Raw genomic sequence first — 26,176 nt, forward strand, 5'->3', positions numbered from 1 at the left:
CTGCTAAAACCCATAGATTAGCCCTCTTGAGCGCAGCGAAAAGGGCAGCGTACTGCAGAGCCGCAACTCTGCTGAAACGGACCGCGTACTGTTGCGATTACATCGCAACTCCCAGGAAATCTCCGATTTCCTGTGATCCCGGGGCGCAATTCGGGCGAGTCCTCTCCCAACTCTCATAACCTTGCCCGCGCTGATCCCCTACGTAAGTATTGAAGTCGATGTATTTGGTTTTGTTGGAAAAATGTTGGTTTTAAGTCTGTAATATTTAGTACGAACTTTTATATAAACCAATTTATATTTTACCCGGTCACCGCTTGATATTAATAAAGTTCATGAATTAAATCGTCAATAAAGAGTATAAAGAATAAACTTAAGTACAATAAGGTTAAAGTTATACAGTAAATAGACTTCTAAGTCTGCATATGCTCAAACATGTAGCTATGCAAACTAACTGTGTAAGGGTTTTTCATTCAAATTTCACTTCACAGTTTGAGCATAACACTTGGGGATGCAGTATATGGGTATTTTTTCTATGAGAATAAGTCCGGATCTGAAAGCTTTTCTTGAGGCAGAGGATCTGGATGGATTAATGGAAATAAGATCGAAACTAAGGCAATTAAATAGAAAAGATGTTAAGAAGATTCGCTCCATACTCCAGAAGTGGAACAGCCCTCAGGCAGTATCAAATCTGCTTCTTTACCCTTTCCTGATCCCTGAAGATATCAGGGGAAGTTGTCTCCTTAAAGGGTTGAGAGAAAAGAAAAACTCGTATTATGTCCTGGCTTCTATAGTTGGGCTTCAGGGCATTGATCCCACAAGCTTTTCAGAAGATGAGAGAAATGAGATAAAGGAAAGTTTGATTTTTACCCTCAAAACCTCGGGAGGGATTATTTCGGCAAGAGGTTCGGTTAGCATCTGTGATTATCTCTCTTCTGAAGACGCCTCCACAATGTTTGAGCTGCTGGATCATCCTAATGATACTACAAGGCACAACATTTTATGCTGGTTAATCAGAGCCATGGAGGAAAGGGGTTCCGATGCATTTGTTTTAATGGCAAGAAGCAGCGGTATGCCTGAAGATGTGCGGAAAGAGGCGATCGAAAAATTCCAGGAATATCTCAGGAAAAAAGAAGCTGGAGAAGTCAGTTCATTTTCAATGCAACTTTATGCGTATATTCCAAATTTGAGGGATTTTTTATAAAGCCCCCGAAGTTTTGCCATTTGAACTCTGAAGTTTTGCCATTTGAACCCCGAAGTTTTCTTCCATTTGAGGAATCTCTCTTATTTAATAATTTTATAAACCCTCTCCTTTAGGTCATCCACAGTTACTTCCTATCCTTTAAGTAATCCGGAGTTACCATATTTTATGTTCTTTATCAAAAAACCAATTTCCGGCTTAAAATCCTGAATTCGACCCGTATTTTCTGTTTACTTGCAGAAAAAATCTTTTGCAGAATTTTGATAAGAGATGTTTAATAAAAGAGCCATATATTATGAATTAAGGGGAAATGTCAATGACCCGCCATTAAAATGGCAAGCATGTGAATAACGGTTAAACCGTTTCCACGTTTGGCTGATTGACATGCAGCCTACTCAGGCAAGATATACCCGCTTGAGCAATGTTACGAGAGGCATTAAGGTCACTATGTATATCAAAACCACAAGCTCTACAATGGTAAGAACTACCTTTCCTGTTACTCTTACGGATATCTCCACATTTGGAGCATTTCTGAGAAGAGTATCTGGGATCAATGTAGATAACAGCCTTACCAAGAGCTTCTGCTTTGTATTCCAGGAACTGAGCAAGCTGATAAAAACTCCAATTGTTGAGTTTTCGAGTAAACTCTTTTCCCTTTCTGGATTGGACTCTTATACTTGTCAGGTCTTCGAGTGCAAAGACGTCATGAGACATGTTAACTATGGTTTTCGAAATGCAGTGATTTACGTCAGTCACAAACCGTCTTTCTTTTCTGCTAATCTTCCTGAGAAGACGTTTAGCAGACTTAGTGCCTTTGGACTGCAATTTATGTCTGAGAAAAGCATATTTAGCTCTGACATTTTTAATTTGTTTTCCGTTAAAAAAAACATTGTTAGAGCAAACGGCAATGTTCACGATACCCCTATCAATTCCGAGAACTTTGTTTCCAGAACGTTCAGGAGATTCTTTTCTAAAAATAATATGCAAGAAAAAAGCATCTTTCCTGTTATCGTATTTCAAAGTAGAACTCCTAATTTCCCAATTAACATATTCTTGATAATATTTAGGGACATTGAAAGTTGCTTTGATTCTTCCATTTATAGTAGCAATGCTTACGCTTCCATGTTTCAGATGGTAAGTAATTACTCTCTGATTATACCTGATAGCAGCAAAAGGCTTTGCAGTTGGAAGATTTTTAAGTTTAACTCCTTTAAGAGCTTCGCAAGCAACATCTCTAGCTCCCTGAACAAGAGAGGAAGGAAGTTCTGGATGCCTTTCTCGAATATCGTTATAGGTAGCGTGATGGATAGATACCTTACTATTGGTTTTATGTTCAAAACCATAGACAGCGACTTCGTTAAACACAGTGTTAAAAAGAATAATTGTTTTCTTGAGGGTAGGTTTATCTTCCTCAGAAACACCAAGTTTAAGTTTAATCGTTCTATCCACATTCATATATTACACACGATACATTATATAGTTAACAGAGGTGTAAAAAGCAGGTATTGGGTGTTGACGCATTCCTCCCGCAGCTAAAGCAACGGGTATCCTGCTTATTTTATCATGAATTTGGGGTATATAGGAAAGCTGGTCACCGGAACGATAAAGGAGTGGGTGGAAGACAATGCACAGACTTACAGTGCTGCGCTGGCATATTATTTTGTGTTAAGCCTTCCTGCTCTTCTGTTATTTTCTGTATCCGTAGGAAGTCTTTTTTTAAGGTCAAAACGGATTCAGGACAACATAATCGATAACCTGCAGGGACTCGTTGATCAGAGGGTGATTGATATGATTAGTGCGCTCTTCGAATACATCCCGGAAGTTAATTCCCTCTCAATAGGCGCATTGATTGGTTTTGTGATTCTTCTCTGGAGTGCAAGCAATGTTTTCCGACAATTGAAGAAATTCCTCGAGATTGCCTGGGATATTGAACCTGCTGAGTCCAGTACGGTTAAAGACTTTATAAGGGATTCAATCGTGTCTTTTTTCGTAGTGATTGTTTTTGGAGGGCTCCTTGCGCTTAGCATAATTATTGAAGGGGTTCTTTATGCAGCTTCAAAATTGTTCCAGGGGATTTTCCCCTTCCCCCCGGTTCTTGCCCAATATGCTGGCTCCATAGCCAGTTTCCTTATCCTTGTCCTGTTTTTCATGCTTGTCTACAGGGTATTGCCCGATACAAAGCTTGATCTGAAACCTGATTTTGTAGGGTCGCTGGTAACAGTAATTCTCATAACCATAGGCAAATATGCCCTTGGTCTTTATTTCACATACGTCAACCTTACAAGCGTTTATGGAGCAGTCGGGTCAATCGTAGGGCTATTTCTCCTGATTTATTATATCTCAATTATAATTACTATTGGTGCGGAGTTCACGAAGGTCTATTCTGAATTGTGAAGTGTGAGCTTCTGTTAAAAAAGTCCGATAATCATTTATTTGCTTTTAAAGCCTTCATGAGACCTACACCGGGAATCTTCTTATACTATTAAAATACAGAAAGACTCGTTATGTTTTTAAAAACACAACGGTTTATTCATAAAATTGTATCAAATAGGTAAGAGGAAATAATTATGGAAAAAAACAAAATAGTTATTTATGCTGCTGCTGTTTTAGGAATATTGATTCTGGCGATGGCGATATCGCCGGCTGCCGAGCAGGGACCTGATACCCTGACCGTTTCTGCAGCTGCCAGCCTTACCGAAGCTTTTACGGATATGGAATCCCGGTTTGAAACTGAAAACCCCGGCATAGACGTGAAAATGAACTTTGCAGGTTCCGGAAACCTGCGCATGCAGATCGAAGGTGGGGCTCCGATAGACGTTTTTGCTTCGGCTGACCAGAATCACATGGATATACTTTCCGGGGAAGAGCTGATCGAAAACAGCTCAAGAAAAGACTTTGCCCAAAATTCCCTTGTGCTCATAGTCCCTGCGACCAGTACCCTTAATATAACGGGATTAGAAGACCTGACAGCCCCCGAAGTTGATAAAATCAGCATTGGAAACCCTGATACTGCCCCTGTAGGTAAATATGCACACTTCGCACTTACCGAAGCAGGCCTGTGGAACCAGCTCGAAAACAGGACCATACTTGCCGAAGATGTCAAACAGGTCCTTGTATATGTTGAGAGGGGAGAGGTAGATGCAGGTTTTGTGTACATGACCGACGCAAAGACTGCAGAGCCCGGAACTATAAAAATCATTGCCAATGTGCCTGTAAGTACCCCTGTAAGCTATCCGATAGCTGTGGTTTCCTCCTCCGAGCACAAAGAAGAAGCACAGGAGTTCCTTGATTTCGTAGCCGGAGAAGAAGGACAGGAAATACTGGAAGAATACGGGTTCACCCCCGAATCCGAATAAAAGCATAAAATTAAAGCATAAAATTAAAGCATAAAATTAAAGCATAAAATTAAAGCGTAAGAAATGATCCCTATGCTGGACAAGATATGGTTCCCAATACTCATTACTTTCTGGATAGCTACCATATCGTCTCTTCTCGTACTGTGCAGTGGCGTAATTATAGCTTATGTGTTTGCAAGGCGTGATTTCCGGGGAAAAGGACTCGCGGAGTTATTCGTGACCCTTCCCCTTGTCCTCCCTCCTACTGTAATTGGCTATCTCCTTGTCGTCCTGGTGGGAAAAAATGGGTTTATCGGGCAATTGATTTTCAAAGTTCTGGGGACCGGGATCATGTTTACCTGGCAGGCGGCAGTTATTGCGGCTTATACGGTTTCCCTCCCCCTCATGGTAAGAACCGCAAAAGCAGCCATAGAAGCAGTGGATAAAGAGCTTGAACATGCCGCTTATATCCTTGGAAGAAGTGAGCTTGAAACTGCTCTGCTCATAACCCTCCCCCTTGCGAAAAAAGGGATACTGGCAGGGCTGGTGCTGAGTTTTGCAAGGGCGGTAGGAGAATTTGGAGCAACCCTTATGCTGGCAGGAAATATTCCGGGAAAAACGAATACAATGTCAATTTCAATATACAGCGCTTTTCAGGCAGGCAATAACGAACTTGCCCAGGTGCTGGTCCTGATCCTGGTAATTTTGTCCCTGCTGTCCATTTCTCTTACCGGAAAATTTATCGACCGAGAAAAGTTCGAGGTATAATTTTGAGGTATAAGCTTGAGGTATAAGCTTGAGGTATAAGTTTGAGATATAAGTTTAAGGTATAAATCGAGGTATAAGCTTGGGTGCCAGAGTTGAACTAAAAAAATGCTATCATGAAGCTGAAGGTAGCGAAAAAAAAGGAAAAATGAATGTTTTTTCTCTGGATGTCAATTTTGAAATGAAAAACGAACTTGTGGTGCTTTTTGGGCCTTCGGGGTCCGGAAAGACCACGCTTTTGAAATGCATCTCCGGAATCACGCAGCCGGATAGCGGAAATATCTCGGTGGACGATCGAATTTACTTTGACAGCGGCCGGAAAATAAACCTCCCAATCCAGAAACGCAACCTTGGATTTGTTTTTCAGACCTATACCCTGTTTCCCCACATGAATATCAGGAAAAACATAGAATGCGGGCTTAAAGGGTGGGAAAAAGGTAATAAAGAAAAAAGAGTCCGGGAAATGCTTGATCTCCTGCATATCGAAGAATTGGAAACTCGTTATCCTTCCCAGCTTTCAGGCGGGCAGAAGCAGAGGGTTGCCCTGGCAAGAGCTCTTGCTCCTAAGCCCGAACTGCTGCTGCTTGATGAACCGTTTTCCGCACTCGACAGGGTAATAAGAACCGAACTTGCAGAAAAAATAAAACATTTACAAAAAAAAATCGGGATACCTCTGTTGTTTATCACTCACAGCCTGGACGAAGCTTTCCTTTTAGCTGACAGGATTCTTATCTTATACAGAGGGGAAGTCCAGCAGTTCGGGACCCCTGAAGAAATCTTCTATAACCCGAAGAACATGCACGTAGCAGAACTCGTCGGTATGTCGAATATTTTTAGTGATGCATGGGTTGAGGAGCAGGTTGAGGGGCATAATGCAGGCCCAAAATGCACAGTCTTAAAGAGCGGAGGCATGCGGATCACGGTAAAGCCCCTGAGCCTGAAGGAAGGAGATAAAGTTTCCTGGGGGATCCATCCGGAAAATATAACACTTCTCCTGCCGGATTCCGGCTCCGAGGACCAGGACGAAAACATCTATCCTGCATATGTCCACAGCATCATCAGCAAGGGTCCAAAGAAAAGAATCGTACTTAAACTTACAAAGCATGAAAAATCCCTGACTGCAGAACTGCCTGCACAATTTGCTGATGCTCTTAACCTGAATACAGGGGATTTATGCCTGGTTAAAATGGATATGAGTAAAGTAGTTGCATTCTGAAATGTGAGTAAAGTAGTTGCATTCTGAAATGTGAGTAAAGTAGTTGCATTCTAAATTTAGAGTTAAAGGTTAAAAAGAAATATTGAGTTTTTAGAAATCTGGTAGGTGTCAGGAAACAATCTCCAGTTCCTCCACTGTACAGACTTCTCCGAGCATCGGAAGATCATCTCGATAGAAAACTTTTGAACCTCTGCATTCAGAGAAACTGTGCAGTTGCTGAGTATATGGTATTGTATCTCCTGTCAAAAAGCACACCCCATTCCGAACTGAGCCCTTTTTCACGACATATAAAATTTTGTGCATCCACGACGATCAGTGCTGTTTTCTCTCTTTACGCCAGTTATTTTTATACCCCAATTGTTTTACACATACTTTCCGGAGTTATTTCTTTTCAACCTTTTCTTCCTTAAGCATCTTTTTTGCAATGATAAAGACCACAAATGCGATAATAATGAAATTTACCAGCTCTGCGAGAAAAGCCCCCCAGCTTATCACTATCGGTCCCAGCTCAACTGTTGCAGTCTTCCAGGCGCCTCCAGGAATAAAAGGCGTAATTACTGGCATGATGACATTGTCCACAAGTGACTTTATAAGAGCCGTGGATGCGATACCCATGATAAAGGCAATTGCAAGCGGAATTACCTTGTATTCATAAAGGAATTCCCTGAATTCACTCAGAAGTCCCATAATTGTCCTCCTTATAAATGAAATAATATAAATTGTCGGGGTAAGTTTTTAAGAAGACAAGAAACATTGATCAGAAATGACTTGTAGGAAACAAGGATTAATAGTTGGAAATCCGAATTAAGGCAAAATAAGGGTGAAAATAAGAAATAAAGGTTAGAACTTAGAAATAAAGGTAATAATCAGAACTACCGGTTATAAATCAGAAATAAAGGTTCGAAAAATCTACCTTATTTTCAGGGAAAAAGTGTCCCTTAAGATAAATAATTATTCTAGGATAAGAGGGATAGTGAAACTGAATTTACTGCCTGCCCCTATCCTGCTTTCCACCCGGACGGTTCCCCCATGCATTTCCACATATTTTTTAACAATCACGAGTCCCAGGCCTGTGCCTGGCTGTTCTCTGGACTCGAACTTGCCGAGCTGAGTAAAAGGTTCAAAAAGTTTTTTCTGGTCGGCTATTGAGATTCCAGGGCCTGAATCCGTAACACTGATAGATATATTCTCCTTTGAAACCCCTGTATCTATTTTTATGAGTCCGTTTTCCGGGGTGAACTTAATGGCATTATCTATGAGGTTATATAAGATCTGCTTGAACTTGGTCCTGTCAGCCCTTATGCTTTTCAGTTCCCCTTCTGTTTTCCATATCATTTTGATATTTCTTTTTAAGGCCAGAGGTGCCAGAGTCACCTTTATTTCCTCAAACATTTTGGGCACGGAGAATTCTTTCGGGTTAAGCTCCATCTTTCCGGTTTCGACCCTGGAGAGGTCAAGGATATCATCAATAAGTTTTAAAAGGTGTTTCCCGCTTATCGAAATGTTGTTAAGGTACTTTGCCTGCCTGTCATTAAGGGGGCCAAAAGTTCTCTCCCTCAATACATCTGCAAAACCTATTATTGAATTCAGGGGGGTCCTGAGCTCATGACTCATAGAAGCTAAAAAGTTACTCTTTGCCCGGTTTGCATCTTCAGCCCGCATCCTGGCCTCGATCATCATCTTTTCTGCTTCCTTGTGCCCGGAAATGTCCAGAAATGAGCCCATAATGCAGATAGTTTTTCCAGCCTCGTCCACCACAAGGCTTGCTGAAAGGTGGACGTGAAACTCAGTGCTGTCTTTTCTCCTGCAAACAAATTCTCCTGCCCAGCTCCCTCTGGAAAATAGTGTATTTATAACACCAGTGGCCTTCACTTCAGAAAACCCTAAATTTCGGACCGATCTTCCGAGGACCTCCTCTTCACTTGAGTAGCCCCAGAGTTTCAGGAAAGCCGAATTAACATAGGTAATATAACCTTCAGGATTGGCTATGACTATGGCAGTAAGGGCAGAGGCCATGGCAGCGCTCCTGACCTTCATTTCTTCTTCTACTTTTTTGCGCTCGGTGATATCTTCCCCGGAACTCAGGGTCCCGGTAATCCTGCCTTCTTCATCCTTTAAGATGCTGTTATACCACTTGATTATCCGTTTTTCGCCACGTTTGGTTATAATAAAATCTTCAAAGTTTTTGACGGGCTCAACGTTTCCGGACATTAACTGCGCATAACTCTTTTTTGTTGCCTGCCCGTACTTCTCAGGTATGAAGGCATCAAACCAGTTTTTGCCGAGAATGTCTTCTTTGGGGAAGCCTAGAAGTTCTGAACCTTTTTTGTTTATAAGCATAACTTTTTGCTCGGCATTAAGAGCCACGATGATTGTCCCTGCAATATCGAGGTAGTTCTGTGCACAGTCCCTTTCATATTTCAGCATTTGCTCGGCTTTTTTCCTTTCTGTAATGTCCCTGACAATTGAAAGTATGGCCGGTTTGCCCCTGTATTCAATGAAACTCATACTCAGCTCTACAGGCGAACATGTACCATTTTTACAGGCAACCTCACTCCCTGTTACTGTATGTCCGTACTGGTAAAGTTCTTTCATATGCTCAATAAACAATTTTGAGGACTCTGAACTAATCATGTCTTTGGATTTTTTTTGAAGTAGTTCCTCCCGGCTATAACCAAGTTTTTCACAGGTAATATGGTTTACTTCCAGGAATCGGCCGCCAGGCTCGTTTATGGTGATTCCGTCATTTGCATTTTCAAATATGACTTTGAATTTTTGTTCCGAATTTTCAAGAGCCAGCTAGGTATCCTTTAGGTGGGTCAGGTCCTCAATCTGAAAAATGAAATGTTGAGGACTATTATCACAATCACTGGCAAGAGTGATTGAAATTCCTATCCAGACTTTCTCTCCGTCTTTTCGGAGACAGAGCTTTTCCTCATAGTGAATTTTTGAACTTCCGTCGGGAATTTCATTAAAGATCCCTGCGTTGAGTTCAGGTCCATTGGTATTTATTACCCTCTTAAAACCAGGCCCGAGTAATTCGGGTTCAGGGTGATCCAGTATTTTGCAAAGCCATGGGTTAACCATGAGGCAAATACCTTCAGCATCCACAATTGCAATGCCTATCCGGATCTGCTCGAAAACCGAATAGATGAGGCGATTCTCGTCTCCTGGAGATCCCTCTATTTTTGTGTGCGGATCTTTGTACTGACCTGAATCTTTTGCCAGAAAACCCATGAATTCACCTTTTTTCAAAAAACTCTGAAAATAAAATTTGATATATAAAATCGGAAAATATAATATAAAAATATATGTACTGTGCAGAAATGGGTACAGACGTACACTTCTAAGTATGACTTGCCTGTTTCTACAGATCTTATTAATTTTGGCAAGTTCTTAGTTCTTCAATCCATAAATTCCCTGCATGCGGAAAATACGGGTCTGGCATGACCCGTGTCATGTAATTTTTTTAAAAATTATTTGTCAAAAGTTTATCTGTAAAAAGTTAGGCTGTATAAGCTGCCTGATCGCAAAGGATTGATTTTTAAAAGAGAAATGAGAAAAAAGAGGGCGGAGAATAATAAAAGAGAGAGGATACATATAAAAGAGCGAGGAGATAAAGAAAAATAGGGGTTTTCAAATGGCAGGAACGAAATCAATGGGGCTCTGGGCGGCGGCTTCAATCGGGGTCGGGGCGATGGTGGGAGCAGGCATTTTTTCGATTTTCGGGACAGCTGCCCGGATTTCCGGAAACGCGGTATACATGTCTTTCATCATTGCAGGAGCCGTTGCCCTTTTAAGCACTTATTCCTATGCAAAAATGGGGGTCAGGTACCCTTCGGCAGGTGGGCCGGTGGAGTTTCTCCTGAAAGGGTTCGGAGACGGGATTGTAAGCGGGGGGCTCAACCTCCTGCTCTGGGTGGGCTATGTTTTCGGGCTTGCCCTCTATGCAAAAGGCTTTTCGTACTATGCAGTAACCTTCCTGCCGGCAGGTTCGGCTTCGGTCTGGGACAATGTCTTTGCCACAGCTATTATCCTTGTTTTTACGGTCATTAATTTTGTAGGGGCAAAAGCCGTGGGGAAATCGGAACTTTTTATTGTTTCAATAAAAGTGGGTATCCTTTTACTTTTTGCCATTGCGGGTCTTTTTTATATGGACCCGACAAACCTCTCGGTTTCGGCCTGGCCAGCTCCCAAAAATCTCTTTTTCGGGGCAGGAATGGTTTTCCTTGCGTACCAGGGCTTCGGACTGATAACCAACGCAGCAGAAGATCTGAAAGACCCGGAAAAAAACCTCCCGAGAGCCCTGTACTTAAGTGTAGGGCTGGTCATTATTATCTATGTGCTCGTCAGTCTCGCAGTGATGGGTAACCTCTCAATTCCAGAAATTGAAAGTGCACAGGACTATGCTCTTGCGGCTGCTGCAAAGCCTTTCCTGGGGGACATTGGCTTCAAGATAATGGCTCTGGCTGCCCTTTTTTCTACATCTTCCGCAATCAATGCTACCCTTTACGGAGGAGCAAACGTAAGTTACCTGCTTGCCAGAGAAGGAGAACTGCCCGAATTTTTCGAACGGAAACTCTGGAACAGGGGCACTGAAGGGCTCTTTATCACTTCGGGGCTTGTCATCCTCTGTGCAAACTTTCTCCGGCTTGAAGGAATCGGTATGCTTGCCAGCGCTTCCAGTCTCATAGTTTATGTAGCAGTTAACGCTTCCCATCTCCACCTGCTAAAGGAAACCGGGGCAAAATCCTATATAATCTGGGCTTCCCTCCTCAGTAGCTTTATTTTCTTTGTGGTGCTGACATACTATGAATTCGTGCATTCAAAGTCCACCCTGGGACTGCTTGCACTCACGATTGTTTCCTGTTTTGCTGCCGAATGGGTTTACAGGAGATATTCCGGCAGAGTGATTAAAGAAAGGACAGGCTAAACCTGAAAAAGAGTAAAATTCACAGTACTTCCAGAGAATTTAAGATACATCAATATATCAATAATTTTATATAATATTGGATATTATTATGTAATTAGGGCATCTGAAAAACACTCTTTTCATACCCCCAACATCTTTTACACCCCCACTCCAAACCACTCCAAACTTTCAGATGCCCATTCCCCCACATTCTTTTCTCATTTCCATACCTTAATAGGGTCCTTCTAAAAGAGGGTGTAAATTGAGAGTTTATATAATTTATTTTAGGCAATAGGCACATAATATAGGTTCCCAAATAAAAGTACACATTAAAAATTCATTTTTTAGTAAAATAACCACTATTAATCCTTGGAAATGCTAAATAATGTAAATTAAGGTATTATTCATTTAAACATTAAAATTCTTTGAAATTAAGGCTCTTGAGCTTGTTTTTCACCACATTATGTTTGGTGTTTAAAAGGAGGGACAATAAAACCTTAAATTTTAAATAAAGGGTAATTAATTGTTTAAATTTGAAAGAAGTTATTTTCAATCTGTACTTTTATTGGGGAAGCACTATCAATCCACTTAGGCTACTAAATGAGGTTAATTAGCCCTTAAAAAATTGATGATTTTTTGAGGACCCTAATACCTTAAAGGTAACTTACCAAAAAGATTATCTCTATAAAAACACAAATCCATTGCATGCCCCTGATTCTTTTTCCTATTAACACAGAAAGGATGTCTCTGGTCCCCGCGACTATGAAGCTATATCTTCTGGAGCTGCATGACCGCCCGGCATTTGCTTCTACCCTCAATGCGCATGTCCCGCAGGAATGGCCCCCTGACCAGATTACTCCTGAAGTAATTGAAGAGTTTATAGGGCGGATTCAGGCAAGAGACCGAAAAATCTGGACCTTCTACTGGCTCCTGAGTCAGAAAGGATCGGAACTGCCTGTACTGATCGGAAATGGGGGATTTCTTGTTCATGAGAATGGGATCCTTGAGATAGGGTATTCCATGCTTTTTGACTACCAGAACAAAGGATATGCAACAGAAGCTGTCCGATCGATGTTGCAGTGGGCTTTTTCCAGCCTCAAAATAAATTGTATCATAGCTCATACGTATCCCCACCTGAAGGCTTCGATCCGTGTGCTGGAAAAGAATGGTTTTCTTTTTAAAGGAGCTGGGCCTGAAGAAGGAATAATAACTTATGAACTTCAAAGAGAAAACGGAAGTCCCTGATCCCTGTTAGAAGTCTTTTTATGAGGTTGCTGCAACATCATACTATTTGCAGAATGTATTATGATTAGAGGTATATTAGAGGTACATTAGATGTACATTAGAGGTACATTAGATGTACATTAGAGGTACATTAGAGGTACAGCATTTCAGGACGCTGTTAAGTTATTGAAATAATTTGAGTACCTCCAGAAAATGCTGAAAAATCGCAGTATAACCCCAATTTTATATATTTATGGGTATTATATGGATGTAGGGCATCTGAAAAACTTTTTTCAAACCCCCCACTTTCCTATCCCCCAATTCCCACCTCAGTAAAAGCCAGATGCCCTCCACCCCTTTAAAAGAGGTATACTTTTAACAGTACCATTTTACACTACTTTTGTAATTATCTATTTGCAGCACCATTTTACACTACTATAAAATGGCATACTACCATACATGTCAGATTTCAGTTGTCTTTTCCCGTACCTCTGCGTGGCTGGAGTCGGTTGCCTTCGATTAAATCAAAGTGCAATTTTCAACGGGCTGGAAAATAGAGGACAAAATATCAACCCTTAAGCAGTGGATAGCTAATTGTTAAAAGTGGATCGCTAATTGTTAAATATACTATTAGCAGAACTCAAAAGTGGATATAGCAGGCAAGGGAATACAATTGATATGTAAACAGAGGGATAAATAAATAGAATAATAGTAATACAAATAATCAACAAATGTAATCGGAATTTCCGGAAAATACCTATAAGGAGACGATAATTTGTCAGAAAACCCATTGCAGGTCATAATGGATAAAGATCCAGAATTTTTCAAGCTTCTCGAAAGTACGCGCGGACTTGCATTTTCAGAAGGCGGAATGCCCATGAAATACAAGCTTCTTATTGCAATGGCGCTTGATGCAGCCAACGGTGCAGTAGACGGCGTTAAGAACCTTGCAATCCAGGCAATGCAGGCAGGGGCTACAAAAGAAGAGGTTCTGGAAGCAATAAGAATAACTCAGTATATTTTTGGGGTCGGAAGCGTTTACACGGCTGCAAGAGCCCTGAATGACGTGTTATAATTAATCTGTCAGGATTTCGGGCAGGTACGGAATTTGCGTGTACTGCCCGGATTTCTTCTCATCCTTACAATACTGCCAGAAATGGAGTAAAACAAGATTATTTCATTATTTTTATATGTAATGAAGGACTAAATGGTATAGGGCATCTGAGAAAACTCTTTTTTTCAGTATAATATCCCAAATTCATATCCATCTAAACTCAATCCCAAATATCAGGTGCCCCATATCCCATTAACAGGTTTTTTATTTCAGTCGAATACCCCGCTAGCTTGCTGCGGGGATGGAAAACTTTCCCGAGAACCATTAATGTTAATACGATTTCTCAATTCCATTTTTTGTTTGTCAATTTATGCTCGACTAAATCGTATTGGGTTTATTGTTTCATTTTACGGAATCTGTCGCGCCCGAATTTCGCCTAGGGATCACAGGAAATCGGAGATTTCCTGGGAGTTGCGATGTAATCGCAACAGTACGCGTCCTTTTCGCTGCGCTCAAGAGGACTAATTTCTATTTTTAGCAGTAAGCTTCGCTCAAGCAGACTATTATAGTTTATCACAGTGAGCTTCTCTCAAGCGGACTAAATTACAAATCTTTCTGACCCGTGCAACCTTATTCACCGTACCGGGTCGTTCCTGTCACACTCGACGCAGGAGAGCGGTCTTACAAAGGAAAAAAACAGAAAATCAAATTGCGTGCGGCCACCCCACCCTAAAGGATGGGGTATGCTGATGGGCCGCGCGCCCGGTTATTCTGGCACTTAGAACTCGTTAATTCTCTGTTGCCTAGACTTTAATCTATGTGATTGAACCTCTGTTTTCGGTTTTCCCTGCGACTCCTTAATGTAGTGCTTGATTGTGTCAGCGGTTACATTTCCAACGGATCGATAGAATTTACCACTTGACCATAGACTTCCACCCCAATATCGTGTTCTCAGTTCAGGATGAAGCTTGAACAATCTGAAAGAACTGCCTCCTTTCAAGTATTGAACCACCTCTGATAGAGAGGTGATTGGGTGGAATTCCAGGAACAGGTGAACATGATTATCTACAACTTCCAGAGCATGGATTTTGTAGCCTTTCTCTGTACAAATATTGTAGAATATAGACTCGCAATCCTTTTTAACTCGTTTATTGTAGAATATCTTGTATCGATACTTGGGCACCAACACGATGTGGTAGGTAATCTGACCATAGCCATGGCTAAAACTGCGCAATTCCAACGCTTATCACATCCTAGCCATAGGTAGCTGGAACCACCTGTGGCTATGGTGTCAAAAAACCTCATTTTACAAAGAAGCGATGATTGATACAGTTTAAGCGAATAAAAAAAAGCCAGCGAGGGTTCACTTCATCCCCGACCTAAAGGTCAGGGTATTCGTGACCCTCTGCGCTCCCATAGTAATAAAAACCATAAAATAAAATATACTTAAAAAGCGCAAATACTATCAAATATCGAAAATCTGGTACGAATGACTGTAAAACAGACTCAAATGCATATTAAAGCATTCTTTTTCACTTCTTTTTTTACTTCTTTTTTTTACTTCTTTTTTTTACTTCTTTTTTTACTTCTTTTTTTACTTCTTTTTTTACTTCTTTTTTTACTTCTTTTTTTGCAGGGCCGCCAGACAAGCTGGCGGGGGAGCTTATGTTTATCTGAATATTTTAATGAGGTTCCCGGGGTTAAAGGAAATATTCTTCGGATAGGAAAGGCGGTTCTGAATTCAGTTACTCCTCTTGATAGTATGAATTCGCCTGTTACTTTTTTGCGTTGCAGACGAAACTACTTCAGCTTTGCAAGGAGTAGGACAGAAAAACAAAAAATTTCAGTTTCGGATATTCTGAGTAATATCAACCGATTAATCCGGAATCATCGATTTCTGTTTTTTCGGGAATTCAGGGTGGAAACCCTTAAAAATCAAAGGAAACAACTTAAAACAGAAGGTAATGGAAATGCTGTACAGAGAAATGCCGGAGAATGGAGACGAACTTTCGATACTCGGGTTCGGATGCATGCGCCTTCCTCTCAAAGAAGGAAAAATAGACGAAGAAAGAGCCAGACAGCAGGTGCGCTATGCAATCGATCACGGAGTAAACTACATAGACACAGCATGGCCGTACCACATGGGAGAAAGTGAGCCTTTCGTGGGGAGAGCTCTTGCTGACGGCTACCGGGAAAAGATCAAACTCGCAACAAAACTTCCCTCCTGGACCGTGAAAAGCCACGAAGATATGGACAGGATACTCAATGCCCAGCTTGAGAGGCTCGGGACAGACCATATAGATTATTATCTGGTGCACGGGCTCGTGGGGACATTATGGGATAAAATGGAAAAGCTCGAGGTTCTGGACTTCCTTGATCGGGCAAAGGCTGACGGGCGAATTATAAACGCAGGTTTTTCCTTCCACGGATCAGTTGACGATTTCAGGCGGATTGTGGACGCATATCCCTGGACTTTCTGCCAGATCCAGTATAATTTTCTGGATGAAAAAAATCAGGCAGGTACTGAAGGACTTGAATATGCAGCTTCAAAGGGACTGGGCGTAATTGTAATGGAGCCCCTGCGCGGAGGCAAACTGACAAATCCCATACCTCCTGCAGTACAGGATATCTGGGATGAGGCATCTGTAAAACGCACACCAGCAGAATGGTCGCTTCGCTGGATCTGGAACCATCCCGAAGTTACGGTTGTGCTTTCAGGCATGAACGAAGAGTCTCATCTCGAAGAAAACCTGAAAATTGCAGATGAAGCCTATCCGGATTTCCTGACAGAGGACGAACTTCAGCTCGTAAAAAGAGTGGAACAGAAATACAGGGAACTCATGAAAGTTGGCTGTACGGGCTGCAGGTACTGCATACCCTGCCCTTCGGGAGTAGACATTCCGAGCTGTTTTGAAATCTACAATAACTTTTACCTTTCAGGGAATGAAAAAGAAGCAAAACTCATGTATGCAGCAAAACCCGGGGGAATAATAAGAGGCGACGTTCCGGGATATGCTTCCCAATGCGTGCAGTGCGGACAGTGCGTTGAAAAATGCCCGCAGCATCTGGATATATCGTCCCTGCTCAAAGCCGTTACAGAAGAATTTGAGGGAAAAGACTTCAAGGGATGGAGAGTTATGGCGAAAAAGGCGTTTGGAAAGGAGTAACGGTTATATTGCCATAATAATTAACGAACTTTTGATGTAAATCCATAAATAAAAATCGATACAGATGGATGATTGGAGTAATAAATTAAATATTAGCAGATTTCTGTACCTGATGTAAATATGAGCTTTTGCCATTTTCTTTAAAATTACTTTAAAAGCTAAAAAAGATCTATAAATGCTTATTTACCTTAAAAATTCCATCTAAAGTCTTTAAAAAAACACTACTCCAAGAATTGTTGTGTATAATTGCACTAAAATATATACTAAATAAGACTTATAGTAAAAAATTCATAATATTATTTTAATTTTAACTTACAAATTGATAATTATATTATTTTTCAGAAAATATTAAAACTCTATAAGCCAATTATTCAAGTATTTAAGAAATAAAATAAGAGTTAACCAGAAAAATGGAATAATATATATTTATATTGACTATAAGTTGATTAAACATACATTTTTGACAAAATAAGACTTAAAATTGAATATTATTGAAAAATAAGTAATTTTAAAGAAAATGGCAAAAGTTCATCTGTATAGATAAAATTTTATCCTCTGAGTGTCTTATTTAATATATCTACAAAGTTGGGGAGTCAACTATCAAAATTTATCTTTACATCGGATTTAGAAAGAATACATTCTGAATTTTTCACCCATTTATTAAAATGAAAAAATGAGATGAAGACCTTATCCTTGAGTACAGGATGTTAACAAATTCAGGAAACGCCCGCTGGATCAATAAGAGAATTCTAATACTGCCTGAAAAGGATGGGATTATCATGAGCTATTCAAGTACAGTTTTTGATATTAATAACAGAATAAAGTCAAAGGGATCAATCAGGCACAAGCTGGCGATCGAGGAAGTATTACTCGAGATTTCCAACATGTTCATCGTTCCTGTCAACCTTGAAAGAGATATAAATGTTGCACTCGAAAAGATTGGTCTTCTCTGTGGGGCTGGCAGGAGTTACATCTTCCTTGTTCGAGAAAATGGAACCACAGTGGACAACACGCATGAATGGTGTGCTGAAGGGGTGGAGCCTCAAAAAAACAACCTTCAAAATATTCCTTGCGATGTATTTCCCAGATGGTCGGAAAAACTGTATAATGATGGAATAATCCACATAACCAATGTTTCGGCTCTGCCTCCAGAAGCAGCAGTAGAGAAAGAGATGCTTGGAAGTCAGGGAATCAAATCTCTTATTGTTTTACCTCTATATGTAAGTGGAAAGCTTGCAGGCTTCATGGGAATGGACAATGTGATTAATACCGGGAGCTGGGGAAAAGACGATGTATCAATACTCAGAATAGCTGTAAACCTGATAGGTATGGGGATACAGCGCAAGAGGGCTGAAAAAGCAATACACGTTGGGGAAGAAATCTACAGGTCCATGTTTCAGAATGCTGCCAACCTGATTACTCTGGTGGACAAAAAAGGGATTATTGTTGACTGCAATTCCCGGGTAGAAGAGCTTCTGGGCTACAGGCAGGATGAGCTCATAGGACAGCCCATAAACAGCGTCATATTTTCAGATTACCTGAAAAAGCTTCAGGAATCTTTAGAAGAGATAGAAAACAGGGGTTTTTCCTTCAACAAAGAGTACAGGATGGTTCAAAAAAACGGGAAGCCTGTTGATGTCAATGTCAATTCCTCGGGCTTAAAAGATGAAAATGGGAACCATGTTCAGACTATTTACATAATAGAAGACATTACTGAACGCAAAAAAACAGAGAAGATGTTAAAGGAAAGTGAAAACAGATACCGCTCTCTGTTTCAAAATAATGGTGCTGTAACACTGCTGATCGATCCGGATACGGGAGATATACTTGATGCAAACCCGGCTGCCTGTTCTTACTACGGATACGCCAGCGAGAAAATGCTCAGCCTGAATATTGCCGATATCAGTATACTTCCAAAAAAACAAATATCTGAAGAATTGGAACAGGCAAAGTCAAGGGACATAAATCATTTCTTTTTTACTCATCGCTTAGCAAACGGAGTGTTACGTGATGTTGAGAAATACAGTTATCCTATTTTGATAGATGGGAAAAAACTCCTGTATTCAACCATTTCGGATATATCAGATAATAAAAAAATGCAGAATGAGCTTGTTAGAGCTAAAATGGAAGCTGAAGTTGCTAATCAAACAAAAAGCGAATTTCTGGCCAACATGAGCCACGAACTGAGGACACCCCTGAATTCTATCATAGGTTTCTCAGATATGCTGCTTACTCAAAACTTCGGCCCGCTTAACGAAAAGCAACTGAGATATGTTAACAATATCTCCGTGAGCGGAGGCCATCTCCTGAAGTTGATCAATGATGTACTGGACCTCTCAAAGGTTGAAGCCGGGAAGATGGAACTTAACGTAGAGAAGTTTTCCATCTCCAGTTCAGTCTCTGAAGTTAAGACTTTATTGACACCTCTGGCATCAAAGAAAAGTATCCAGATCCTGAGCATGGTTGATGAAAAGCTAACGACCATAAGGGCTGATAGAACGAAGTTCAAGCAGATCTTATACAACCTGGTGGATAATGCTATCAAGTTCACACCCGCAGGTGGGCACGTTATTGTTGATGCCAGGGTTTGGGAAGATGGAGCAAAAATTACTATCAAAGATACAGGCGTTGGGATCTCCAAAGAGGAAACCCGGAAGGTCTTTCAGCCATTTACACAGCTTGAGAACTCTGAACTCGGAAAACATGTTGGGACGGGACTTGGACTTTCTCTTGTCAAGAAATTTGTGGAGATGCATGCAGGTCGAATCTGGGTTGAAAGCGAGTTTGGAGAAGGCAGCAAATTCATTTTTACCATACCCCTCAACTCAAATAATTAATCAAAGGATAGATTTTCTGTCCTGCTGAGTTTTTATGAATGTTTTTTTCTGTTCTATTTTGTTTTATTCACCATTTACGGTTTCAGGCCTTTTTTCCTATCGAAAAAGCTTTTCCAAGGTTACATCCTATGCCGTAATAGCTTCTATTTCCTGTCCCGTATATAAGAGGCCTGATTTTCTCAATATCGGGATTTCCGTTTTCATCAAGCACGGATTCTTCTGCCTTGATGTCCACAATCTCTCCTACAAACAAAGTATGAAGCCCTATCTCAAGGCTGTGGAGAAGTTTACACTCGAGGATAACCGGAAATTCTGCTATATAAGGAGCAGGTACAAGCTCACTCCTTATTGGGGTCAGACAGGCTGCTTCAAACTTATTCTCATCTCTTCCGCTTGTGATGCCGAAGTAATCAGCTTCCTTTATATTATCCTCTGATGGGATGTTTACAGTAAACGCCTTATTTTCCATGATACCGGCATAGCTGTAAGTTGCTTTTCTTAAGGACACGCTTATACATGGAGGGTTCGAACAGCAGATCCCTGCCCAGGCTACAGTCATCGCATTTGGCTTTTCATTCATGTCGTAGGTGCCGACAACCCAGGCAGGTGTCGGAAATGCGAGTGTCTTTGCTCCGATTGATTGTTTCATGGCTAAATCTTCTTTTCGATAATACAAAAAGGTTTTTTGAGCTGGACTGAAAAGCATCCGTTTTGCTCTTTTTTCCGGTTATTCTTCCGATCTCTTTTGTTATCAATAACAGTCAATAATGGCAATCAGTTTATTTAACCGGTTTATTTAGCGGCAAATATATATATTGCCGACAATATAATCAGTGGTGCATATTTGAAAGAAACACGTCATTCAAATTCAAAACTAGAGGGGGATTTCCTGTTTTGCGCAGGATCGGTGAACATTCATTTTTCCAGTGAACATCGATTCTTCATCCAGGAGAAAACCGGGGGAGATAAGAGTACAGGTGAATACAAATTTGAAGCTGCTGCAAATTGTCATTTGAAGTATTTGCCACTGCTGCAATAAAATACAGTTGTAAAGATTTCTCTTAATCAGGGTAGATTAAAGCTGAATAAGTAAAAAAAAGTAGCATATTAAAGGGGGTATCAAACTGACGAAGAAACATATTCTTGGTGGGCTGTTAATGGGGTCAGCCGCCGGAGTTGCTGCGGGTGTGGTTGCCGGAGTTACGATGAAGTATACTTATGATAAATATATTCAGGAGCAGCTGCATAAACAATTAAAATCCATTTTCTATGAAGTCTCCAGAAGACATCAGAAATGCCTCATAATATAATAATAAGTATTCCGAAAGAAACACTCTATTCAAATTCAAAACTAACTGGAATTTTCTGTCCTGTTCTGGATTGATAAACACGGCTTTGTCCGGTGAACATCTATTTTCCGGTTAGTACAAAACCAGGGGGAAATAAGAATGCCAAGTTTGAAGGGTTGTTGCAAATTGTCATTAGGAGCAATTGCCATTGCTGCAATAATATATACAATTACAAAGGCTCCTCTAAAGGGTAGGGGTAAGATTAAGGTCGAATAAGTAAAAAAAGTAGCATATTAAGGGGGTATAAAACTGACGAGGAAACATATACTTGGTGGTCTATTAATGGGGTCAGCTGCCGGGGCTGCTGCGGGTGTGGTTGCCGGAGTTGCTGCGGGTGTGGTTGCCGGAGTTACGATGAAGTATACTTACGATAAGTATATTCAGGAGCAACAAGTGCACAAAAAACTCAAATCCATTCCCATAAAAGTGTTTAAACGCGGCCCGTTTCCTGTTACAGTGAAGTCTGTTTATCCGGATCGTCAAACCTTTTCTCATAACCTGAAATCCCCGATCTGGATCGAATTCGATGCACCTATAGACAGTTCTACTGTCACGAAAGATACGGTAATAGTCAAAAGCTCAGTGTCCGACGAGCCTGTAGAAGGTTTCCTTGATGCAGGTAATAGGATTCTGATGTTCCGGCCGTATGGGAAATATCCTGTAGAAAATGGTGGAGCCAAAGTCTCTATTACATTGATAGGAACAGATACCGGATCGGGAGCTATCACCGATACAAAAGGTGTTCTCCTTGATGGAGATAAGGACGGAAAAGCCGGTGGAGATTTCGAATACAAGTTCAGTATTATGAGGTGACAAAACATCCTCTGAAAAACTCTTCTCTAAAAAACTCTTCTAATTCTTCTTTTTAGTTTTTCTTTTTAGTTCTTCTTTTAAATTCTTCTTTTAGTGTAATAATTCAGGATATATCCATAAAACCTGTGAACACCAGCTACAGAATAGAGAAATTTTATGTCTCCTCTTCAAATTGAGTTGAAAGTCAGAGCTTTCCATTCAATTTGAAGAAGATACATAATTTACAAAAATTTTACTAAATGCCTGTGCAGTTAACAGTTTTTTATAAAAGCTAACTATTTAAATAGTTAGTCAGTTTCTTATTTAGATAAAAAGAGCAGGCAGGTTACAGGCATCTATATCTAATTTTATATCCGAAATAGAGGTTTGAAGTTCTGCTGACATTCTTTTTAGATTCACAATCACACTATCCAGTATAATTAAAAGAGGCTCAAACCTTGGAATTACAATTCAAACTCAAAGCTTATTTTAAAACAGGTGCAGACCCTGCTCCCGCAAAGGAGGCTGTGACTGCACTTTTTGAAGAGGCAAACAATACTCTTCTTACCAGAGGGGCACCTGAAGGGCAGGGAGCAAAAATTACTGAATGGAAGCTCGGGGAAGACAGGATAGAGCTTGTGCTCGAATCCGGAAGGTATGTCAGAGTGCATGATGCCGTTCTGAGGCTGAAGAAAGTGCTGGTCGAGGCGCTTGGAAAGAGGTACAGGATAGGGATCAGGGGGATTGAGGTCGAGTCTTTTATCATTCAGGTGCCGGCTGAGCGGGAACTCAGGATGCTGAAGGTCCCCTATATTAAGAGCATGGAAAATATCGAAGGCGGGATCGTACTCGAGCTTGAAGTAGGGGAGGCTGAGATGAAGAACAGGGTTCCGGACCGAATCCTGACCCTGCTCGAGGAAAAAATCGACGCTGCCCGGTACGGAGCAAAGGCTGAGCACTGGAACCTGATCTGGCAGAGAGAGCCTATGGAGCACCCCTTCAAGGAAGACCCGACTCAGGCTATGATGAAGGAAGGCTGGCTCAAGCGAGGAGCAAGCCGCGGGCAGTGGATCCATGGGCCTCAGTCCACAAAAGTGTTCCGGACCTTCGAAAAGATAGTTTTTGAAGAACTCCTTGAGCCCCTGGGGTACAGGGAAATGATTTTTCCGAAACTGGTTCCCTGGGAAGTCTGGATGAAGTCCGGGCATGCCAAAGGTGTCTACCCTGAGATCTATTATGTCTGCCCTCCGAAGACAAGGGACCCTGAGTACTGGGAAGATGTTGCAGACTACTACAAGGTCACCCATGAGGTCCCGACAAAGCTCATTAAAGATAAGATCGGGGAACCCATAGGCGGCATGTGTTACGCTCAGTGCCCTCCTTTCTGGATGTATGTTACAGGCGAAACTCTTCCTAATGACGGGATTCCTGTAAAAGTCTTTGACAGGTCGGGGACCTCGCACAGGTACGAAAGCGGTGGGATCCACGGGATTGAAAGGGTAGATGAATTTCACAGGATAGAAATCGTCTGGATCGGGACAAAGGAAGAGGTAATAAAGTGCGCAGAAGAGCTGCATGAGCGCTACATGCACATCTTCAATGAGATCCTGGACATCGAATGGAGAAAAGCAAAGGTTACTCCCTGGTTCATGGCACAGGAAGGGCTGCTCGGGCTTGCCGAAGGGAACGTTGTAGGAACGACTGACTACGAAGCCTGCCTGCCTTATCGCGGGGAGAACGGCGAATGGCTCGAGTTCCAGAACGTAAGCATCAACGGGGATAAGTATCCCAAAGGCTTCAATGTAAAGCTGCAGTCCGGAGAAGAACTCTGGTCCGGGTGCTCGGGTGTAGGGCTTGAAAGGTGGGCTGCGGTTTTCCTGGCCCAGAAAGGGCTTGACCCTGAGAGCTGGCCTGAAGAGTTCAGGAAGAGAGTCGGTGAGTTGCCGGAAGGCATCCGCTTCCTCTAAACTTTTTTTTCTTTCCCCCCGGATGCAAATAACAGGACAGAAAGCGTTTCTGACCGATTTATTTATATATGGAAATGATATGTATAGTGAGCCATTAACTAGTTAGTATCCGTTAATTTCTGAGGATTTCTGGCCGATTTCCGGTCACACTTTTGACTATAAGGAGCCTGTGGCTGTCGGCAGATGGGATGGGGCCCGAGTCCGGAAACGCCAAGAGGCTCAGAGATTTTTGATATATGCAAAGACAAGGTACTGAAAGAGCAAACCTGCGGCAGTGTAAAACCTGTGCAGAAACGCCTGAAAACCTTTCACATTCATTGATTATGGAAAAGCTCACTTGAGCATCCGGAAGACAAAAACCTGAGATTGCCTGAGGGCATCAGGACAAAATCAAACTACACATAACGAGTATACTTCGGAGGAATTACGTGGCAAGAAAGAAAGTACAAAGAAAGCTTGACGGATGGAAATCCAAGGAATGGTACAATATTGAAGCCCCGGTTTACTTAAACAGGGCTATTGTCGGAAACACAATGGCAGGAGATCCTTCTCTGCTCTTAGGCCGCAATGTTGAGACTACAGTTGGGGAACTCACCAACGACATGAGCAAAAACAACACAAAGGTCATCCTCAGGATCAACAACGTCGTCGGAGACATTGCAACTACCGACCTCATGGGCCACGAACTCACAACCGACTACATCCGCTCAATCGTTAAGAGGCAGACTTCCAGGATCGACGCCAATGTCGATGTCAAAACCAAAGACGGCTACGTTATCCGCGTAAAGCCAACCTGCTTCACCATCAAGAGAGCACGCTCAAGCCAGATTAAAGCCATCAGGGAAATGATGGTCGAGATCGTCAAAAAGCGAGCCTCAGAATCCGATTTCGAGACCTTCATGCAGGAAGCAATCCTTGGCAGGCTCTCAGCAACCATTTACAGGCAGGCCAAGTTCATCTACCCTCTCCGCAGAGTAGAGATCAGAAAGACCGAAGTCGAAAAAATGCCCGCAGCAGCTGCACCTGCACCTGCAGCAGCATAATTATTTTCAAAAGATATCTCTGCCGCAATTGCGGCAGAGCCTTTTTTGACCTTACAAATACTTTTTTTGTGATCTGATAAATACTTTTTTTATGACTTTCATACTGATGAAGGTACCATTGAGTTAGCCTTTAAAATAGCTATTAAAGGATGATTAACGAGGCATCGAAATCCTCTCAGGTCTTTGTCCTCCCAGGTTTTTGAAAACATTAATAATGTAATTGTGGGCGGCCAGAATTTTTCACTTCATAACAAAGAGAGCTTCGACTTTTCTCTTTAGCCCGGGAAAAATAACGTAAACCACAAACAATTTTTTATATTTCAAAATCCGATTTATCCACCATGGCTACCTTCTGGTCGGTATCCCACACTCTTGGAACAAAAGAGAAGGTTTTTTCCTGGCGGATAGATAGCCGAGGAAATATTTTTATAAAAAGGAAGTTCAGGAATGGCTGTTTCCCCAGGATCGATAAAATTAGTTGCAGTCACCTGGACAAACTTCAGGGGTTTATGCAGGACAGGGAATGGAAATACCTGGCAAACGACGCCGCAAAGCTGTATATGGGGACTGAAAAGGACGGTATAGGCAAATTCCTGTACAGGCTCAGGCCAGAGGTTCCGTATGCCCAGCTCTCAAGCCAGTTAGCAGCTATTTTTTATCACTCTGAAGTCTGGGAATGGAACGAGCAAAAAAGGGGCATGAAGTTTCTGCTGCTCCCCGGAAACTGGCAGGAGAAGACAGCGCATTATTACAGGAATTCGCTGGCTCTGAAAAATGAAGGCACTTTTATAGATGAATTTTCCGAAAGTGGTGCGAAAGTAGAACAGGGACAGGAACAGGAAGAATTGCAAGAAACATCGAACGAATCACTGCCAGAAGAAGCAGTCCCTAAAATAGAGCAGACAAAACTTTCGACCTTTTTCGGATTTTAAGGAAAAAATAGGAAAGAAATGATCGAAGAATGTGGCTTTTAAACTATTCTGGAAGCCCGGATTCAGGCAGTTTCAATTTCCATTTCGATGCCGCCAAACTTCTTTGCGACAAAATTATAAATGACGCTAATAAGAAACCCTCCTATTCCTCCCGCAATTCCATAAAAGAGAACAACACCTATAATCACAAGTATACTTTCAGTAAGACCAATAGGTCCCTCTGCGCTCATCATAAGAAGAATGAACGGCGAAAAAACAACTGCAAGAATCAGATACATAAGACCGAAAACTTTTGCCATAGATGTACTATTTAAAGATTTGATACGCACCATTCAGGATCACCTACTTAATTATTTAATATAGTTTTTCTTCTATAAAGGCTTAT

At 41.5% G+C, this 26,176-nt stretch carries 23 protein-coding genes; 15 read left to right on the plus strand and 8 right to left on the minus strand.

Features of this window, described 5'->3' with window-relative positions; translation table 11 throughout:
* Positions 1-532 precede the first annotated feature (532 nt).
* Positions 533-1,201 carry a hypothetical protein gene (locus tag EO95_RS07965; protein ID WP_235282915.1) on the plus strand — a complete coding sequence of 223 codons (669 nt, stop codon included), beginning with the start codon at positions 533-535 and terminating at the stop codon, positions 1,199-1,201.
* A 351-nt stretch (positions 1,202-1,552) separates the two neighbouring features.
* On the opposite strand, the gene EO95_RS07970 is transcribed toward EO95_RS07965, so the two are convergent.
* The gene (locus tag EO95_RS07970) at positions 1,553-2,653 is read right to left on the minus strand and encodes an RNA-guided endonuclease TnpB family protein (RefSeq protein ID WP_048133692.1); all 1,101 of its coding nucleotides are present in this window, start codon (positions 2,651-2,653) and stop codon (positions 1,553-1,555) included.
* A gap of 108 nt (positions 2,654-2,761) precedes the next feature.
* On the opposite strand from EO95_RS07970, the gene EO95_RS07975 reads away from it, so the two are divergent.
* The 4 genes from EO95_RS07975 (at position 2,762) to EO95_RS07990 (ending at position 6,514) form a co-directional block, all read left to right on the plus strand.
* Entirely contained in the window at positions 2,762-3,592 is an 831-nt protein-coding gene (locus EO95_RS07975; RefSeq protein WP_048133693.1) for a YihY/virulence factor BrkB family protein, read from the plus strand.
* 233 nt (positions 3,593-3,825) lie between these two features.
* Entirely contained in the window at positions 3,826-4,554 is a 729-nt protein-coding gene (modA, locus tag EO95_RS07980) for a molybdate ABC transporter substrate-binding protein (protein WP_394297359.1), read from the plus strand.
* Positions 4,555-4,617: 63 nt separating this feature from the next.
* Entirely contained in the window at positions 4,618-5,301 is a 684-nt protein-coding gene (gene modB, locus EO95_RS07985; RefSeq protein WP_048133695.1) for a molybdate ABC transporter permease subunit, read from the plus strand.
* Positions 5,302-5,380: 79 nt separating this feature from the next.
* Complete coding sequence (locus EO95_RS07990; protein WP_235282916.1) at positions 5,381-6,514, plus strand: ABC transporter ATP-binding protein; 1,134 nt, start codon at positions 5,381-5,383, stop codon at positions 6,512-6,514.
* A gap of 108 nt (positions 6,515-6,622) precedes the next feature.
* Here EO95_RS07990 and EO95_RS17555 read toward each other — a convergent pair whose 3' ends face one another.
* The 4 genes from EO95_RS17555 to EO95_RS08005 all read right to left on the minus strand — a co-directional run bounded on the left by EO95_RS17555 (position 6,623) and on the right by EO95_RS08005 (position 9,751).
* Positions 6,623-6,760 carry a hypothetical protein gene (locus EO95_RS17555; protein ID WP_156164016.1) on the minus strand — a complete coding sequence of 46 codons (138 nt, stop codon included), beginning with the start codon at positions 6,758-6,760 and terminating at the stop codon, positions 6,623-6,625.
* Positions 6,761-6,895: 135 nt separating this feature from the next.
* On the minus strand, positions 6,896-7,201 hold the full coding sequence (locus EO95_RS07995; RefSeq protein ID WP_048133697.1) for an MscL family protein: 306 nt from the start codon (positions 7,199-7,201) through the stop codon (positions 6,896-6,898).
* Between the two features lie 264 nt (positions 7,202-7,465).
* Positions 7,466-9,313 (minus strand): PAS domain S-box protein, encoded by a 1,848-nt coding sequence (locus EO95_RS16735; RefSeq protein ID WP_268767894.1) that lies wholly within the window; start codon positions 9,311-9,313, stop codon positions 7,466-7,468.
* Positions 9,314-9,751 (minus strand): PAS domain S-box protein, encoded by a 438-nt coding sequence (locus EO95_RS08005; protein ID WP_048133698.1) that lies wholly within the window; start codon positions 9,749-9,751, stop codon positions 9,314-9,316.
* A 403-nt stretch (positions 9,752-10,154) separates the two neighbouring features.
* Here EO95_RS08005 and EO95_RS08010 point away from each other — a divergent pair, with 403 nt between their 5' ends.
* The 3 genes from EO95_RS08010 to EO95_RS08020 all read left to right on the plus strand — a co-directional run bounded on the left by EO95_RS08010 (position 10,155) and on the right by EO95_RS08020 (position 13,725).
* Positions 10,155-11,447, plus strand: a complete 1,293-nt coding sequence (locus EO95_RS08010; RefSeq protein ID WP_048133699.1) for an APC family permease — start codon at positions 10,155-10,157, stop codon at positions 11,445-11,447.
* Between the two features lie 684 nt (positions 11,448-12,131).
* Positions 12,132-12,671, plus strand: coding sequence for a GNAT family N-acetyltransferase (locus tag EO95_RS08015; protein ID WP_235282917.1), 540 nt, complete (start codon positions 12,132-12,134; stop codon positions 12,669-12,671).
* A 781-nt stretch (positions 12,672-13,452) separates the two neighbouring features.
* Positions 13,453-13,725, plus strand: coding sequence for a carboxymuconolactone decarboxylase family protein (locus EO95_RS08020; protein WP_048133719.1), 273 nt, complete (start codon positions 13,453-13,455; stop codon positions 13,723-13,725).
* Between the two features lie 757 nt (positions 13,726-14,482).
* Here the strand turns inward: EO95_RS08020 and tnpA are convergent.
* Complete coding sequence (tnpA, locus tag EO95_RS08025) at positions 14,483-14,944, minus strand: IS200/IS605 family transposase (RefSeq protein WP_048133700.1); 462 nt, start codon at positions 14,942-14,944, stop codon at positions 14,483-14,485.
* A gap of 730 nt (positions 14,945-15,674) precedes the next feature.
* On the opposite strand from tnpA, the gene EO95_RS08030 reads away from it, so the two are divergent.
* Positions 15,675-16,871, plus strand: coding sequence for an aldo/keto reductase (locus tag EO95_RS08030; RefSeq protein WP_048133720.1), 1,197 nt, complete (start codon positions 15,675-15,677; stop codon positions 16,869-16,871).
* 704 nt (positions 16,872-17,575) lie between these two features.
* The gene (locus EO95_RS16740) at positions 17,576-19,708 is read left to right on the plus strand and encodes a PAS domain S-box protein (protein ID WP_052733542.1); all 2,133 of its coding nucleotides are present in this window, start codon (positions 17,576-17,578) and stop codon (positions 19,706-19,708) included.
* 82 nt (positions 19,709-19,790) lie between these two features.
* Here EO95_RS16740 and EO95_RS08040 read toward each other — a convergent pair whose 3' ends face one another.
* Positions 19,791-20,357, minus strand: coding sequence for a flavin reductase family protein (locus EO95_RS08040; protein ID WP_048133701.1), 567 nt, complete (start codon positions 20,355-20,357; stop codon positions 19,791-19,793).
* Positions 20,358-20,865: 508 nt separating this feature from the next.
* Between EO95_RS08040 and EO95_RS17560 the strand changes: the two genes are divergently transcribed.
* The 5 genes from EO95_RS17560 (at position 20,866) to EO95_RS08060 (ending at position 25,791) form a co-directional block, all read left to right on the plus strand.
* Positions 20,866-21,018, plus strand: coding sequence for a hypothetical protein (locus EO95_RS17560; RefSeq protein WP_156161058.1), 153 nt, complete (start codon positions 20,866-20,868; stop codon positions 21,016-21,018).
* A 321-nt stretch (positions 21,019-21,339) separates the two neighbouring features.
* Positions 21,340-21,870, plus strand: a complete 531-nt coding sequence (locus EO95_RS08045) for an Ig-like domain-containing protein (protein ID WP_052733543.1) — start codon at positions 21,340-21,342, stop codon at positions 21,868-21,870.
* A 437-nt stretch (positions 21,871-22,307) separates the two neighbouring features.
* Positions 22,308-23,816 (plus strand): serine--tRNA ligase, encoded by a 1,509-nt coding sequence (locus EO95_RS08050; RefSeq protein WP_048133702.1) that lies wholly within the window; start codon positions 22,308-22,310, stop codon positions 23,814-23,816.
* A 428-nt stretch (positions 23,817-24,244) separates the two neighbouring features.
* On the plus strand, positions 24,245-24,859 hold the full coding sequence (locus tag EO95_RS08055) for a 30S ribosomal protein S3ae (RefSeq protein WP_048133703.1): 615 nt from the start codon (positions 24,245-24,247) through the stop codon (positions 24,857-24,859).
* Between the two features lie 341 nt (positions 24,860-25,200).
* Positions 25,201-25,791 carry a hypothetical protein gene (locus EO95_RS08060; RefSeq protein ID WP_048133704.1) on the plus strand — a complete coding sequence of 197 codons (591 nt, stop codon included), beginning with the start codon at positions 25,201-25,203 and terminating at the stop codon, positions 25,789-25,791.
* 62 nt (positions 25,792-25,853) lie between these two features.
* Here the strand turns inward: EO95_RS08060 and EO95_RS08065 are convergent, their stop codons facing one another.
* The gene (locus tag EO95_RS08065) at positions 25,854-26,123 is read right to left on the minus strand and encodes a hypothetical protein (protein WP_156164017.1); all 270 of its coding nucleotides are present in this window, start codon (positions 26,121-26,123) and stop codon (positions 25,854-25,856) included.
* Positions 26,124-26,176: the final 53 nt, after the last annotated feature.

The sequence above is a fragment of the Methanosarcina sp. 1.H.T.1A.1 genome (assembly GCF_000979295.1).
Lineage (GTDB): Archaea > Halobacteriota > Methanosarcinia > Methanosarcinales > Methanosarcinaceae > Methanosarcina.